The organism is Afifella sp. YEN Y35 (genome assembly GCF_047553465.1).
GTDB classification, from domain to species: domain Bacteria; phylum Pseudomonadota; class Alphaproteobacteria; order Rhizobiales; family Afifellaceae; genus Afifella; species Afifella aestuarii.
The window spans coordinates 2,596,496-2,610,876 of sequence record NZ_CP180203.1 but is presented as its reverse complement, the minus strand read 5'-3'; the positions used below and the strand labels follow the sequence as shown (position 1 = coordinate 2,610,876).

Genomic DNA, 14,381 nt, shown 5'->3' with positions numbered 1-14,381 from the left:
CGTGCCGATGGTCGCGTCACCCATCGTCGGAGATTTTGGAGATCGTCCATGAAAATTCTCATCGCCCTGGCTGTCGCGGCCGGAACGTTCGCCGCCAGTAGTGCCTCCGCCCAGGTGGTCGTCTCCTCCAAGATCGACACCGAAGGCGGCGTCATCGGCAACATCATTCTGGAAGTTCTGAACGATGCCGGCATCGAGACGGAAAACCGTCTGCAGCTCGGTGCGACGCCCGTGGTGCGCAAGGCGATCACCGCCGGCGAGATCGACATCTATCCGGAATATACCGGCAATGCGGCCTTCTTCTTCAACCGCGCCGACGAGCCGGTCTGGACGGATGCCGAGAAGGCCTACGATATGGCCAAGAAGCTCGACGGAGAGGAAAACGACATCGTCTGGCTGACGCCGGCGCCGGCCAACAACACCTGGGCCGTGGCGCTTCGAAGCGATGTGGCAGAGGAGAACGGCATCACGACGTTCTCCGAGTTCGGCAAGTGGGTGAAGGATGGCGGCGAGGTCAAGCTGGTCGCCTCCTCGGAATTCGTGAACTCCGCCGCGGCTCTGCCGGCCTTCCAGAAGGCCTATGACTTCAAGCTCAATTCCGATCAGCTCATCGTGCTCTCGGGTGGCGATACGGCGGCGACGATCCGCGCGGCGGCGCGCCAGACGAACGGCGCCAATGCGGCGATGGTCTACGGCACCGACGGCGCGATCCAGGCGGCCGGCCTGCAGGTTCTGGAAGACGACAAGGGCGTCCAGCCCGTCTATCAGCCGACGGCGATCATCAGAAAGCCCGTTCTCGACGAGCATCCGGAGATCGCCGATCTCTTGAAGCCCGTGTTTGAGGCCTTGACGCTCGAGACGCTGCAGAAGCTCAATGGCCAGGTGCAGGTCGAGGGCCAGCCGGCGGGCGATGTGGCGCATGAATTCCTCGTCTCGCACGATTTCATCGACGGCTGAGCCGGGCTTTGTGATCCCGCGTCCTGACAAGCTCGGCGCGCCCATGGGCGCGCTGCTGGCGGTTGCGCTCGCTCTGCCGCTTTCGAGTTACCGGGCGAACCGGATCGCGCTCGCCGAGGCGCGCGGGCTTTTCGAGGCGCTGCCCGCCGTCTGGGCCGCGGCGCTGCTCGCCTGCGCGGTCGCCACCATTGCGGTCGCGCTCTTCGTGCGCCCGCCGGCGATCCGGCTCGCCGCCCCGGCGCTGACCCTGCTTCTCCTCCTGATCGCGATCGGCGTGTCGGCGCGCATGCTGATGGCGGACGGAGCCGATTATGCGCGCGTGGCGCCGGGAGCGGGCTTCTGGCTCGCGGGCTTTGCGCTGTCGATCCTGATCACCGATGCGATCGTCAGGCTGAAGCCCGGGCCGCTCCTGAGGCTCGGCGTGTTTGCGCTCGCCGCGGCCGCGATCGGCGCGATCCTCATGACCGGGGAATGGGACGCCTTGTCGATCCTCGCCGAATATCGCGGGCACGCGGCGACCTTCTGGCGGGAGGGCGCGCATCATCTGCAGCTCGCCTTCGGCTCGCTCGCCGTCGCCATCGCGGCCGGTGTGCCGATCGGCATTCTGATCCATCGCTCCGAACGCTTGAAAGGCCCGGTCCTCAGCACCTTGAGCCTCATCCAGACGATCCCGTCGATCGCGCTCTTCGGCATGCTGATCGTGCCTTTGAGCTGGGTGGCGGCGAACGTGCCGGGCGCCTCCGAAATCGGCATTCGCGGCATCGGCATGGCGCCGGCCTTCGTGGCGCTGTTTCTCTATTCGCTCTTGCCGATGGTGGCCAACACGGCCGCCGGGCTTTCCGGCGTGTCGCCGAGCGTCACGGAAGCGGCCGCCGGTATGGGGCTGACGAGCCGCCAGCGGCTCATCTCCGTCGAACTCCCGCTCGCTTTGCCGGTCATTCTGACGGGCGTGCGCATCGTGCTCGTGCAGAATATCGGCCTCACCACCATCGCCGCGCTCATCGGCGGGGGCGGTTTCGGCACCTTCGTCTTCCAGGGGCTCGGCCAGACGGCGACCGACCTCATCCTTCTCGGCGCGCTGCCGACGGTGGCGCTGGCATTTGCCGCCGCCGTCGTCCTCGACGCCGTCATCGACGTTCTCCCCGGAGCAAAGGCATGATCCGCATCGAAGGCCTCACCAAGGAATATGCCGGCAATGCCGTCGTTCGCGACGTGTCGATGGAGATCGAGGCGGCGACGATCACGGTGATCGTCGGCACCTCCGGTTCGGGCAAATCGACGTTCCTGCGGATGATCAACCGGCTCGTCGAGCCGACACGGGGGCTGGTGGAGATCGACGGCACCGATACGCGGCAGATGAAGGCCTATGAGCTCCGCCGCCGCATCGGCTATGCGATCCAGGATCACGGACTTTTTCCGCATTGGACGGTCGCCCGCAACATCGCCACCGTGCCGAAGCTTCTCGGCTGGGATCGCAAGAAGATCGATGCGCGCGTGCATGAGCTTCTGGAACTCCTGCAGCTCGATCCCGACGAGATCGCGCCGCGCTATCCGCACCAGCTCTCGGGCGGTCAGGCGCAGCGCGTCGGCGTCGCCCGCGCACTTGCGGCCCGTCCCGACATGCTTCTGATGGACGAGCCCTTCGGCGCGCTCGATCCGGTCATCCGTGCGAAGGCGCAGACCGATCTCAAGAGCATCCAGGACCGCCTCGGCTCCACCATCCTGCTCGTCACCCACGATATGGCCGAGGCGATCAGGCTCGGCGACCGTATTGCCGTGATGAGCGAGGGGCGGGTGGAACAGCTCGCCCCGCCGGCCGAGATCCTGACCCATCCGGCGAGCGACAATGTCCGCAACCTCGTCGGCGACGACGACCGGCCGTTCCGCTATCTCTCGCTCATCCCGGTGAGCGAACGGACCGAGGAAGGAACCGCGGAAGGCACGCCGATTGCCGCCGATCGCTCGCTCTATGATGCGCTGGCGGAAATGATCTGGAGCGGCCGCGAGGTCCTGCCGGTGGTCGGTGCGGACGGGTCGGCGCGCGGTCTCGTGCGGCGAGGGGCGCTTCTCGATGCGGCGCGATCGGTGGCATGAGCCGGCCTTTCGTCCTTCTCCTGCGGCTTGCGCTCGTCGCGCTGGTGCTCGCCTTCCTCTTCGTCCCGGAGGCGTTCAGGCCGCTGCTCGAGCCCTTCGCACCGGTGGGCGCGCCGGCGATCTATGACCGCGCGAGCCTTCTCGACCTCACCATCTCGCATCTTCTGATCGTGGTGGCGGCGATCGTGCCGGCGACGCTCATCAGCGTGGCGCTCGCGATCCTGGTGAGCCGGCCGATCGGCGCGGAATTTCTGCCGCTGTCGCGCGCCATCGTGAATATCGGCCAGACCTTTCCGCCGGTGGCGGTGCTGGCGCTTGCCGTGCCGGTCGTGGGCTTCGGCACCTGGCCGACATTGATCGCCCTCTTTCTCTACGGGCTTTTGCCGATCTTCGAGAACACGCTGGCGGGCCTCACCGGTCTGCAGCCGGCGGTCGCCGAGGCGGCCAAGGGGACGGGAATGACGGGGCGTCAGAGGCTCTTTCAGGTGGAGCTGCCGCTCGCTCTGCCGGTGATCCTGGAAGGTGTACGCATTTCGCTCGTGATTGCGCTTTCAACGGCGACGATCGGCTCCACGGTCGCCGCCAAAGGCTTAGGCGAGGTGATCATCGCCGGGCTCAATTCCAACAATCTCGCCTTCGTGCTGCAGGGCGGTCTTTTGACGGGCGCGCTCGCCGTCATCCTTTATGACGGTCTTGGCGAGATCTCCCGCATGACGGCCGCCCGTAGCTAAACAGAGGCGTCTTGCGATATGGCCTTCCGGGCGGAAGGAAGTGTGATGAAAGACGACAGAACAACCGACATAGCCGGCGTCGAAGACGCGCTGAACCGCCTCGAACAGCTTTACGAGGCCGCCGTCCAGGAGCTGCGGGACGCCATTGCGCTCTTTGCCAAGGACGGAACGCCGCCCGATCCGGCGGCCCGCGAGGCGGGCCTTTTCTGTTATCCGGAGCTTCGCGTCAGCTGGGACGGGGCGCCGCCGCGCAGCTTCAAGCCGCGCGCCTATGGGCGTTTCACGCGGCCTGGCGGCTACACGACCACGATCACGCGGCCGGCGCTCTTTCGCAACTACCTCGCCGATCAACTCGCCATTCTGGCCGAAGATCACCGCGTGCATCTGAGCGTGCGTCCGTCGTCCCAGGAAATCCCCTTTCCCTATGTCCTCGAGGATGGGGATCTCGTGCTCGACCGGGCGACGACGCTCGAAATGATCCGGCATTTTCCGACGACGGAACTCGCTCTGATCGGCGATGAGGTTTCCGACGGGCTGTTTGCCTCCGCCCAGGAGATCCCGCTGTCGCATTTCGATGCGCTGCGCACGGATTTTTCGCTGGCGCGGCTGAAGCATTACATGGGCACGCCCGCCGACCACGTTCAGCCCTTCGTTCTCTTCACCAATTACAGCCGCTACGTCGACGAGTTCATTCGGTGGGCGTGTGAGCAGGTGCGCGATCCGGAGAGCCCCTATGAGGCGCTCTCCTGCGCCGGCGGAAGCCTGGTGACGAAGGAGACGGAGGATCCGGAGCGGGCGATTTCCGAGCTCGCCTGGAAGAAGCACCAGATGCCGGCCTATCACCTGATGGGGTCGGGTCGTTCCGGGATCACGCTCGTCAATATCGGCGTCGGGCCGTCGAATGCGAAGACGATCTGCGATCATCTGGCGGTGCTACGCCCGCATGCGTGGCTGATGATCGGCCATTGCGCCGGCGTGCGCGAAAGCCAGTCGATCGGCGATTACGTGCTCGCCCACGCCTATCTGCGCGACGACCATGTTCTCGATGCCGTCTTGCCGCCGGATATCCCGATCCCGAGCCTCGCCGAGGTGCAGCGGGCGCTTTACGACGCGACCAAGCAGGTGAGCGGCATGCATGGCGAAGAGGTGAAGCTGCGGCTGAGAACCGGCACCGTCGTCACCACGGACGACCGCAATTGGGAGCTGCGCTACACCGCCTCGGCGCATCGCCTCAATCAGAGCCGGGCCGTCGCCGTCGATATGGAGAGTGCGACGATCGCCGCGCAGGGCTACCGTTTCCGCGTGCCCTACGGCACGCTTCTCTGCGTCTCCGACAAGCCGCTGCACGGCGAGATCAAGCTGCCGGGGCAGGCGAACCGGTTCTATGAGGGGGCAATCTCAGAGCATCTGCAGATCGGCATCCGCGCCGTCGAGCTTTTGCGCCGCGAGGGCGACAGGCTGCATTCGCGCAAGCTGCGCGCCTTCGACGAGCCGCCCTTCCGCTGAGCGCCCGAGATCCGGTGAGCGCCCGAGATCTTACTGGAGACAGGCCGGCCGGAGCCGGCCTGCGGCATCGAAACGCGCGCGGCGGCCTTCAGCGGTTTGCGGCGAAATCCTCGTCGATCGCATCGGCGAGTGCGGCGAGCGTCGGGAAATGGAAGTCCGGCTTCGTCACTTCCTTCGGCACCGGCGTGCCGCCGAAGCCTTCCTGGCCCTGCCGACGCTCGATCCAGCAGACGGAATAGCCGAGTTCGCGGGCCACGCCGATGTCGTGATACTGGCTCTGCGCGACATGCAGAATTTCCTCCTGCTTGTAGCCGAAGGCCGACTGGCGGCCGCGGTTGAAGTCGAAGAAGCGCGGATCGGGCTTGGGGATGCCCACCTCGTCGACCGTCACGCCGTCATGGAAGGGATGGCCGAGCGTGTGCGCGTAGCTCGTGAAGACGACGCGGTCGGTGTTGGTCATCGCGACGAGCCGGAAACGGGTGCGCAGGCGCTTCAGTGCCTCGGCTGAATCCGGGAAGGCCGGCCAGTTCAGGACGTGTGCCTGGAACGCGGTGGCTGCGCCCTTGCTGGTGTCGAGCCCGAGCTTGCCGGCAACGTGCTGATAGACGTCTTCCATCACCTGACTGGAGCGGCCCGGATAAATGTGGCGGGCCTCGATGTAGGGGACGAAGAGGTCGTCGTCGCTCAGGTCGCGGGCCGCCGGTCCGCCGAACGAACGAAATCCGTCGAGCAGACCTTTCTCGAAATCGATGAGCGTTCCAACGACGTCGAATGTGAGAACCTTGAAGTGGGAAAATCGCATGGCGTGGCCTTTCTTGGGGGAAATTGCAGAAGCTGGTGCTGCCCGCTCAAAGCGGGCTGCAGATGCGCACCGCATCGAGCATGGCCGCGTGGATGTTGCGGCTTGAGACGGCATCGCCGATGCGGTGGACCTCGAAGCCGGCATCCTCCCGGAAGGGCTGCGCTTGCAGGCGGATGAAGGTCTCGATGTCGGTGATGCCGTTATTCTTGGAGGTCGTGCGCAGCTCTTCGAAGAGTTCGTTCATCGGGATGCTGCCCTGCTCGACGATCACCTGGTCGACGAGAACGGAGGTCTCCTCCCGCGACAGCTCGTTGAGGAGGACGGCTTCAAGGCGGTTGTCCTTGCGGGTGACGGCGACGAGGCGGGTCTCCGAAATGGGCGTGACGCCGAGGGCGAGGAAGCGCTTCTTCCAGCGCAGCCGTTCTGCATAGGTGAGCTCTTCGCAGATCGTCACATCGATCGTGGCATAGGTGACGTTCGCCCCGGCCTCTTTCGCCTTCTCGGCGGCAAGGGGCCCCGGATGGCGGCCGGTGCCGTCATAGACGAGGACGTCGCGCCCGATCGGCACCTGGCCTGAAAGGATGTCCCAGGTGCTGACGCAGAGATCGTCGCCTTCAAGAAGATCGATCTGCGGCAGGCCGCCGGTGGCGAGAATGACGACGTCGGGGGCGAGCGCCTTGATGTCGTCGGCCTCCATATAGGCGTTGGTGTGGATCTCGACGCCGAGGCGCGAAAGCTCGGCGACACGCCATTCCACGATGCCGATGAGATCGCGGCGCCAGGAGCCGGTCGAGCCGAGAAGGACCTGCCCGCCGACATCGGCGGCGGCTTCGTAGAGCGATACGTCATGGCCGCGTTCGGCCGCGATGCGCGCCGCTTCGAGCCCCGCCGGGCCGCCGCCGATGACGACGATTTTGCGTTTCGGCCCCGACGTCGGGCGGATGACATGGCTCAGCTTCGTTTCCCGGCCGGTGACGGGATTGTGCAGGCAGGAGGGGCGGTAGGGCGACTGGCAATGCGTGGCGCCGACGCAGGGGCGGACTTCCTCCTCGCGACCGGCGGCAAGCTTGGCGACGAGATGCGGATCGGCGATCTGCGCGCGCGTCATCCCGGCCATGTCGAGCTTGCCTTCGGCAACGGCAAAGCGCGCCGAAGAGATGTCTGCGATGCGGGCGGCATGGAAGACCGGGAGACCGATCTCGGCCTTGAAGGCGCCGACCGGCTCGACCCAGGGCGCGAGCTTGGAGCCCATGCCCGGCATGTTCTCTTCCGCGAGCGCGCGCGTCGTGTCCATCGTGCCGTAGATGGCGTTGAAGAAATCGACGACGCCTTCGCGCTTCAGAAGCAGCGCCGCCTCGACGCAATCGTCGAAGCTGAGGCCGCCCTTGGTCGCTTCGTCGACCACGTAGCGAATGCCGATCAGGAAATCGTCGCCGACCGCCTCGCGCATCGCCGCATGCACCATCACGGCAAAGCGGCAGCGGTTTTCCAGGCTGCCGCCGAAACGGTCGGTGCGGCGGTTGGTGAGAGGCGAGAGGAACTGGCCGATCAGATGCCCGGCGGCGAGCGTTTCGATGCCGTCGAGCCCGCCCTCCTTGCAGCGGCGCGCGGCGGCGGCATAGGCCTTCACGACACGCGCGATGTCGTGTTCGTCCATCTCCTTCGGGATGCTGCGGTGCAGGGTTTCGCGCAGCGGCGAGGGGGCGATCGTCGGCAGCCAGTCGCCGGCATAGGGATCGCCACGGCGGCCGAGATGCGTGATCTGGCACATGAGCGCCGCGCCTTCCCCGTGCATGCGTTCGCTGAAGCGCCGCAGATGCGGAATGATTGCGTCGTCGCCGACATTGAGCTGACGAAAAATGTTCGGGGAATCGCGGTCGACGTTGGACGAACCGCCGAACATGGACAGCCCGATGCCGCCCTTGGCCTTTTCCAGATGATAGAGCTGGTAGGCCTCCTGAGGCATGCCGCCGGATTCAAGCCCGCAGGCGTGGCTCGTGCTCATGATGCGGTTGCGGAATTCGACATGCTTGATGCGCAAAGGGCGCAGGAGCGGGTCCTTGTGGGCGGGATCCCCTTGCAGCGGCGTTTGGCTGAGTGCTGGTGCGGACATCGGTTTCTCTCTCTCTGACGAAGGCACGACGATCCCTTCGGCGCGACACGGGGTGTCACGCCGTTGCGACCGCGGCCGAGGGCGACGCGGCTAGACGACTTGGCTAAGGAAGCGCTGAGTGCGCTCGTCCTTGGCGCGGGTGAACAATTCTTCCGGCGGACCGTGCTCGACGATCACGCCTCGGTCGGTGAAATACACGTGGTCCGCCACCTCCCGGGCAAAGCCCATTTCGTGGGTCACGAGGATGCAGGTCATGCCTTCGGCCGCGAGCTCCTTGATGGTGAGGAGCACTTCCTTGACCGTTTCCGGATCGAGCGCCGCCGTCACTTCGTCGAAGAGCATGACGTCGGGGCGCATGGCGAGGCTGCGGGCGATCGCCACGCGCTGCTGCTGGCCACCAGAAAGATGACCGGGATAGACGTCTTCCTTGCCGCTCAGGCGCACTTTCGCGATGAGGGCGCGGGCGCGCTCCTCCACCTCTTTCTTCGGCTCTTTGAGAACCTTCACCGGCGCCATCATGACGTTTTCGAGCGCCGTCTTGTGCGGGAAGAGATTGTACTGCTGGAAGACGATGCCGACCTTCTTGCGCAGTTCCAGGAGGTTGAGGTTGGGGTCGTTGACCTCCTGGCCCTCGACCTTGATCGAGCCCTGCTGGATGTTGTTGAGGCCGTTGATGCAGCGGATCAGCGTCGACTTGCCGGAACCCGACGGGCCGATGATGCACACGACCTCGCCCTGGCGGACGTCGAAGCTGACGCCCTTCAGCACTTCGAGCTCGCCGAAGGATTTGTGAACGTCGTGCACCTCGACGAGCGGCATGTCCGGCGTCCAGGCCGGCGTATCTGCGCCAGACGCAGTTTTCTTAGGTCTCGACAGCATATTTTCGCTCGATCGCTCGGGTCCAAATCGAAATCGGGTAGATGTAGGCGAAGAAGAGAAGCAGCAGGAACAGATAGAACGGCACGAGGAGTTCCGGCCGCGCGCCCGCCGCTTCCATCGCCGCCTGCGCATTTCCGACGGCTTCGCGCACGCCGAGAATGGAGGCCATCGGCGTCGCCATGGCGAGAAGCGCGTACCAGTTCATCCACGGCGGGATCGCCCGCTTCACGCATTGCGGCAGGATGATCCAGCGCAGCGTCTGACCGCGGGTGAAGGCGAGGCTTTCCGCCGATTCCCACTGCCCGCGCGGGATGGAAACGATGGCGCCGCGCACGATCTCGCTGACATTCGCCATCACCGGCAGCGAGAAGGCGATCGTCGCCTTGATCCAGTCGGAGAGGATCAGGTTTCGCCCGCCCGGCAGCTCCACCTCGAAGGGGACGAGGAGCATGACGACGAAGAGGATGACGAGCCAGGGGGAATTGCGGAAGAGATGCGTGATGATCCAGGCCGGCGCGCGCAGGAGGCGGCTGTGGCTGAGCTGCAGCATGCCGAGCGCGATCCCGAGAACCGTCGCGATCCCCATCGCCAGGAAGCTCATGACGAGGTTGAGGACGAAGCCTTTCAGAATGAAGGGCATCCACTCGATGAGCGTGGCGATTGCCGAGGGTGTCTGCGGCGCCGCGACGCCCTGAGCCTGTGCGGCGGCGAGGCTCGCGAGAAAGATGCCGAGAAGCAGGAGGCCTTGCCAGCCTCGGATCGAGCGGCTGGGCAGGAAGGCCGAGAGCGTTTCGGCGTCGATGCGGAAGGGGCGGACTGTCTTCATTGTCCATATCCCGGCAGCGCCAGACGTTTTTCGAGCCAGTGCAGGCCGGCGGCGATCAGGCTGACGATGATGACGTAGAAGAGGAACAGGACGAGCATCATCTCCGGCACGTTGATGTTGTCCGACCAGACCTGATTGAGCGTGTAGGTCATCTCCGGAACCGAGATCACGTAGGCGAGCGAGGTCGTCTTCGCGAGGCTGACGAGGTTGTTGGTGAGCGCCGGCAGGCTGATGCGGAAGGCGAGAGGCAGGGTGACGTAGGCGTAGGTCTGCCAGCGGGAGAAGCACAGGCTTTCCGCGGCTTCCGCCGTCGATTTCGGCACCGCCTCGATGCCGGAGCGGAAGATCTCCACGTTGAAGGCGCCGCCGAAAATGCCGAGCGACAGGATCGCCCAGCTGAAGGAGGAGATGAGCGGCTCGTAATAGCCGCCCATATCGACCTGCGGCGTGAAGGCGCCGAGGCCGAAATAGAAAAACAGGAGCTGGATGAGGGGCGGCGTGTTGCGGAAGAGCTGGATGTAGCCGTTGACGACGCCCCTCAGGAGCCGTGAGCGCGAGGTTTGCACCCACGCGCCCAGAACCCCGATGACCAGGGAAAGCAGAATGGACCAGAAGATGAGCTGCAGCGAAATCGCGATTCCGGAGACGAAACGGTCGTATTCATAGCGATCGTAGAAGACGATGAAGTTGAGGCCGGTCTCGTCGTAGAGCCGCTGGAACAAAGGCGCGATGAGGCTGAACAAGCTTATGCCCTGCAATTAAAACTGACTTCCCCTGGTTTCGTTACGGGCGCTTATTGGCCGTCGAGGTAGCTTTCGTCCCATTCGAGACGCTTGTGCTGTTCGGCGAGCCAATCGGACGGCTTCACGCCCCATTTCTTTTCAAGCTCGAGGAGCTTGCCGTCGGCCTGCCAGCGATAGGCCATGCCGGTCATGAAGACGCCCCAGGGCTTGTCGAGTTCTTCGATCGGCACGGCGGAGGCCCAGGGATTGTTGAAGAGGACGGAGACGGGCATTTCGTAGCCGTCCCATTCGCCGGAGGCGAGGTCGGCCATGATGGAGGCGTCGTCATAGAGCCAGGCGACGCATTTGCCGGCTCGAAGGGCGGCCTTGCCTTCCGTATTGCCGGTGAAGGCGACGAGACGCGGCCCGTATTCGCGCTGGACCTGCTTGTTGTAATTGGCGCCCTGCTTGGCGCAGACCGGCTTGTCCTTGATGTCTTCCCAGCTCGCAATCGCGCCTTCCTTGGCCATCAAGGTCGGGCCGGAGGTCCAGTAGGCCGGCTCGATGATGCCGATGATCTTGCGGCGCTCGGCGGTGTCGTACATGCCGCCGATGATCACATCGATCTTGCCCTGCTGCAGGAACTGCATGCGGTTCGCGGAGGTCACGACGACCGGTTCGAGATCGACGCCGAGCGTATCGGCCACGCTCTTCGCGAGATCGATTTCGATGCCTTCCTGCGTGCCGTCGGTCGAAGGGAACGACCAGGGCTTGAACGCCCCGAGCACGCCGACGCGGACCGTGCCGCGATCGAGGATTTCCTGCAGGCGGCCGTCAGCCGCCTGGGCCGGGGCCGTGGCGGCGAGGAAGGTCGCGCCCGCCAATGCGGCGAGGACGGGGAGGCTTAGGACTTTCGCTATCGATTTCATGGCTGCATGTCTCCGGTTGAGGCTGGCATTGCGGTCGATCGATCGTTCGGGCGCAAACCGGTGCGAAACACCGTCCGCTGGTAGTTGAGGAAGCCCTCGACTTCTTCGGCTGTTCGTTCGGGCGTCCAATCGAGGAGATCGGCCACCGACCGGGCGGCCTCCTCCACATCTTCGCGTGCGAGATGGCGGCGCCAGGCAAGGGCCGTGCGCGTATAGAGAATGCCCTTGAGGTCGCGCGCATGTTCGTGCGTGACGGCGTGACGGAAGGCGGCGCGCCGGGCGTTGCCGGCGGGCTCCGGCTTCGAGAGCCGCGGCGACGTCTCAGAAATCCGCCAGGGCGATTGCGCCTTGCCGTTGGCGTGCGGAGCCGGGCCGAGAGCGGCTTCGGCACGTTCGCGCAGCACCCGGCCGGCGCTGCGATGCGACATCACCGGCCCCGCGGTCATGGCGAAGACGTTCGGCATGCCTTTCCGCGAAAGATCGTGGATCTCGCGCGAGCGGCGGCCCATCGGCAGCTCTTCGTCGAAGGTGAGGGGCCTGACCCCCGCCCAGGTGAAGGCGATGTCGGCACGGGTGAGGTTCAGTCCTGACAGAAGATGATTGGCTTCGCCGAGAAGGAAATCGATCTCGTCGTCGGTTGCGGCGACATCCTTGGCGTCGCCGTCGAAGGGCGTCTCCGTCGGCCCGAAATAGAAGAAATCCTCATGTGAGGGCATGGCGTAGAAGGGCATGCCCTGCCGGTGCATGGTGGCGATGCCGTAGCCTTGATACCTCTCGGGCAGGCGCACCATCATATGCGCCCCCTTGGTGCCGCGGATCAGACGCTCGGGCCCTTCGCGTGGGTCGTCATGCGTTCCCTCGTGCGAGCCGTCGCCGGCTTCCGCATTGACCTCGTCGATCCAGGTTCCCGCCATGTTGAAGACGAGGCGGGCCTTTGCCGTCGCGACCGAGCCGTCCTTGGCTTCGAGCCGCAGGATCCAGCGTTTTGCGGCATCCCGCTCGACGAGCTCCGCGCGGCAGAAGTTTTTCACGACGGCGCCCTCCGCTTCCGCCTCGAGCGCGGCATCGACGCAGAAGCGTTCCGGCCAGTCGAAGACGTATTCGCGGTAGGTCGCCACGGCCTTGAGGCGGTCGAGATCGCGCAGATCGCCGGCAAAGGGCAGGTGCCGTTCGAAATCGCCGGTGATCTTGCGGTATTCGAGAGGCGGCGCGCCGGGGCCGATCCGCTCCAGGAGCCTGAGCCCGACATCGAGATGCCAGCTCTTCACCGGACTTTCGGGATAGACCGGGAAGCACATCGTGAACGGTTTCACGCCGTCGGCCGCGGTCGCGGCGATCTCGTGGCGCGCCTCCATGCCGGCGCGCGCCATCTTCAAGGCCTGCAGAAACCGCTGCGGATGCAGACCGAAGGCCGCGACCGGGTTTTCGGCCTCGAAGTAACGCAGCCCGCAATGCAGCATCCGCGAAGAGCGGCTGCTCGCGCCGGCGGCGAAATCTTCCTTGTCGCAGAGAAGGACAGAATAACCCGCTTCGCTCAGTTCGCGGGCGGCACTTGCTCCGTTGATCCCGGCTCCGATGACGGCCACATCGCATTCCAGCCCGTCAAGGTTCGCAAGGGTGCTCGGCATATACTTCCCGGTGAGGCGACTTTCTGTCGCGACTATGTCGATAGCCTCGAAATGTTCAAAATTAAAAATACGTCGATAGTTATGCGCAAAAGGCATACCGAGAGCGGGATGCTGCGCCTGGGTCAGGACGGGACCTCGGCAAGCAATTTGTCCCGCTCCGCTTTTGCCAGTGCGAGCATGCGCTCGACCGCCGGGCTCGCCGCACGAAATTGCGGCCGAAGCAGTGCCACGCTGAAAGGAATGGCCGGGCGGAAGGGAATGAGGCGGATGCGATCGTCGTGCTGCAGGATCGCCGTGTAGGGATCGATGACGGCGATCCCGAGGCCCTGCTTCACCATCTCATAGGCGGCGCCCGAGAGGCTCGTTTCGCACAGCGCCTCCACGCGCACTCCCGAGGTGATGAGCGCCTGATCGAGAAGATGGCGCGCCGCGACGAAGGGCGTCCAGTAGATGAGAGGCCCTTTGGCGAGATCGGTCGGCCCAAGACAGGAGCGATCCGCCAGATCGTGGTCGCTCGGCACCGCCGCCACATAAGGGGAATCGGAAAAGATCTCGGTATCGAAGCCGGTTCGGCGAACCGGCATCTCGGCAAAACCGAAATCGACCTGCTGGCCGGCCGCCCATTCCTCCACGGTGGGGGACATGCGGATGGCGAGGCTGACGCGGGTGCCGGGCCGCTCCTCGCGGAATTTCGCGATGACGCGCGGCATGAAGCTGAGGCCGAGAGCGGGCAGGATGGCGAGGTTGACCTGATCGCCCTGGCCCTTGGCGAGCCGCGTTGCCAGTGCCTGGAGGGAATCGAGCGAGACATAGGCCCGCTCGACCTCGTCGAGCAGCCGGCGCGCCTGCGGCATCGGCATGATCAGGCCCTTGCGACGCTCGAAGAGGGTGAGGCCGAGATCCGCCTCCAGCCGGTCCAGCATGCGGCTCACCGCCGGCTGGCTGCGCCCCAGAACTTCGGCGGCACCGCTGACGGTGCCGGTCATCATGACGGCGCGGAACGCTGCGAGCTGTTGAAGGTTCAAGGCTGCCTCGCTTCAGGTGACGTCGATCCGGCAAAACAGGGACGCCGCAATCGTCGCATCATCGAGCCCGGTCCTCGCCCCTGTGCGCCGAGGCGGACAGTGTCGGTCGTGACTGCCCGTTTGGCCAGTCTCTTAATCAGCTAAAAGAACAATCGATACGCCGGCGCCC

The 14,381-nt window shown here is 65.1% G+C and carries 13 protein-coding genes; 5 read left to right on the top strand and 8 right to left on the bottom strand.

The genetic code is table 11. The features are described 5' to 3' along the window. The first annotated feature begins 48 nt into the window (after positions 1-48). From ACK8CP_RS12435 to ACK8CP_RS12415, 5 genes are read left to right on the top strand one after another with little or no spacing between them, the layout of a single operon-like run. On the top strand, positions 49-957 hold the full coding sequence (locus ACK8CP_RS12435; RefSeq protein ID WP_414832005.1) for an ABC transporter substrate-binding protein: 909 nt from the start codon (positions 49-51) through the stop codon (positions 955-957). Further along, positions 920-2,116, top strand: a complete 1,197-nt coding sequence (locus ACK8CP_RS12430) for an ABC transporter permease (RefSeq protein ID WP_414832004.1) — start codon at positions 920-922, stop codon at positions 2,114-2,116. The genes ACK8CP_RS12435 and ACK8CP_RS12430 overlap by 38 nt, the downstream gene beginning before the upstream one ends. Then, positions 2,113-3,051, top strand: coding sequence for an ABC transporter ATP-binding protein (locus ACK8CP_RS12425; RefSeq protein ID WP_414832003.1), 939 nt, complete (start codon positions 2,113-2,115; stop codon positions 3,049-3,051). Before ACK8CP_RS12430 ends, ACK8CP_RS12425 begins: the two co-directional genes overlap by 4 nt. Continuing rightward, positions 3,048-3,782: an ABC transporter permease gene (locus ACK8CP_RS12420; RefSeq protein ID WP_234629600.1), complete on the top strand. Its 735-nt coding sequence runs from the start codon at positions 3,048-3,050 to the stop codon at positions 3,780-3,782. Before ACK8CP_RS12425 ends, ACK8CP_RS12420 begins: the two co-directional genes overlap by 4 nt. Positions 3,783-3,827: 45 nt before the next feature. Continuing rightward, positions 3,828-5,288 (top strand): AMP nucleosidase, encoded by a 1,461-nt coding sequence (locus ACK8CP_RS12415; RefSeq protein WP_414832002.1) that lies wholly within the window; start codon positions 3,828-3,830, stop codon positions 5,286-5,288. 88 nt (positions 5,289-5,376) lie between these two features. Here the strand turns inward: ACK8CP_RS12415 and ACK8CP_RS12410 are convergent, their stop codons facing one another. The 8 genes from ACK8CP_RS12410 to ACK8CP_RS12375 form a co-directional block, all read right to left on the bottom strand. Continuing rightward, positions 5,377-6,090, bottom strand: coding sequence for an HAD-IA family hydrolase (locus ACK8CP_RS12410; RefSeq protein WP_414832001.1), 714 nt, complete (start codon positions 6,088-6,090; stop codon positions 5,377-5,379). Between the two features lie 46 nt (positions 6,091-6,136). Further along, a complete protein-coding gene (locus tag ACK8CP_RS12405; protein WP_414832000.1) occupies positions 6,137-8,203 on the bottom strand; it encodes an FAD-dependent oxidoreductase in 2,067 nt (688 codons plus the stop codon). Between the two features lie 90 nt (positions 8,204-8,293). Then, the gene (locus tag ACK8CP_RS12400; protein WP_128292250.1) at positions 8,294-9,082 is read right to left on the bottom strand and encodes an amino acid ABC transporter ATP-binding protein; all 789 of its coding nucleotides are present in this window, start codon (positions 9,080-9,082) and stop codon (positions 8,294-8,296) included. After that, positions 9,066-9,908, bottom strand: coding sequence for an amino acid ABC transporter permease (locus tag ACK8CP_RS12395; protein ID WP_414831999.1), 843 nt, complete (start codon positions 9,906-9,908; stop codon positions 9,066-9,068). Before ACK8CP_RS12395 ends, ACK8CP_RS12400 begins: the two co-directional genes overlap by 17 nt. Continuing rightward, positions 9,905-10,651, bottom strand: coding sequence for an amino acid ABC transporter permease (locus ACK8CP_RS12390; RefSeq protein WP_414831998.1), 747 nt, complete (start codon positions 10,649-10,651; stop codon positions 9,905-9,907). Before ACK8CP_RS12390 ends, ACK8CP_RS12395 begins: the two co-directional genes overlap by 4 nt. Positions 10,652-10,701: 50 nt before the next feature. Beyond that, a complete protein-coding gene (locus tag ACK8CP_RS12385) occupies positions 10,702-11,559 on the bottom strand; it encodes a transporter substrate-binding domain-containing protein (RefSeq protein WP_414831997.1) in 858 nt (285 codons plus the stop codon). Beyond that, entirely contained in the window at positions 11,556-13,187 is a 1,632-nt protein-coding gene (locus ACK8CP_RS12380) for an FAD-dependent oxidoreductase (RefSeq protein ID WP_414831996.1), read from the bottom strand. The genes ACK8CP_RS12385 and ACK8CP_RS12380 overlap by 4 nt, the downstream gene beginning before the upstream one ends. 122 nt (positions 13,188-13,309) lie before the next feature. After that, positions 13,310-14,212, bottom strand: coding sequence for a LysR substrate-binding domain-containing protein (locus ACK8CP_RS12375; RefSeq protein ID WP_234629592.1), 903 nt, complete (start codon positions 14,210-14,212; stop codon positions 13,310-13,312). Between the last annotated feature and the right edge of the window lie 169 nt (positions 14,213-14,381).

Bases quoted from the DNA above. Each gene is read 5' to 3' on its own strand.
- ACK8CP_RS12435 (WP_414832005.1), top strand. From the start codon at position 49: ATGAAAATTCTCATCGCCCTGGCTGTCGCGGCCGGAACGTTCGCCGCC.
- ACK8CP_RS12430 (WP_414832004.1), top strand. From the start codon at position 920: ATGAATTCCTCGTCTCGCACGATTTCATCGACGGCTGAGCCGGGCTTT.
- ACK8CP_RS12425 (WP_414832003.1), top strand. From the start codon at position 2,113: ATGATCCGCATCGAAGGCCTCACCAAGGAATATGCCGGCAATGCCGTC.
- ACK8CP_RS12420 (WP_234629600.1), top strand. From the start codon at position 3,048: ATGAGCCGGCCTTTCGTCCTTCTCCTGCGGCTTGCGCTCGTCGCGCTG.
- ACK8CP_RS12415 (WP_414832002.1), top strand. From the start codon at position 3,828: ATGAAAGACGACAGAACAACCGACATAGCCGGCGTCGAAGACGCGCTG.
- ACK8CP_RS12410 (WP_414832001.1), bottom strand. From the start codon at position 6,090: ATGCGATTTTCCCACTTCAAGGTTCTCACATTCGACGTCGTTGGAACG.
- ACK8CP_RS12405 (WP_414832000.1), bottom strand. From the start codon at position 8,203: ATGTCCGCACCAGCACTCAGCCAAACGCCGCTGCAAGGGGATCCCGCC.
- ACK8CP_RS12400 (WP_128292250.1), bottom strand. From the start codon at position 9,082: ATGCTGTCGAGACCTAAGAAAACTGCGTCTGGCGCAGATACGCCGGCC.
- ACK8CP_RS12395 (WP_414831999.1), bottom strand. From the start codon at position 9,908: ATGAAGACAGTCCGCCCCTTCCGCATCGACGCCGAAACGCTCTCGGCC.
- ACK8CP_RS12385 (WP_414831997.1), bottom strand. From the start codon at position 11,559: ATGAAATCGATAGCGAAAGTCCTAAGCCTCCCCGTCCTCGCCGCATTG.
- ACK8CP_RS12380 (WP_414831996.1), bottom strand. From the start codon at position 13,187: ATGCCGAGCACCCTTGCGAACCTTGACGGGCTGGAATGCGATGTGGCC.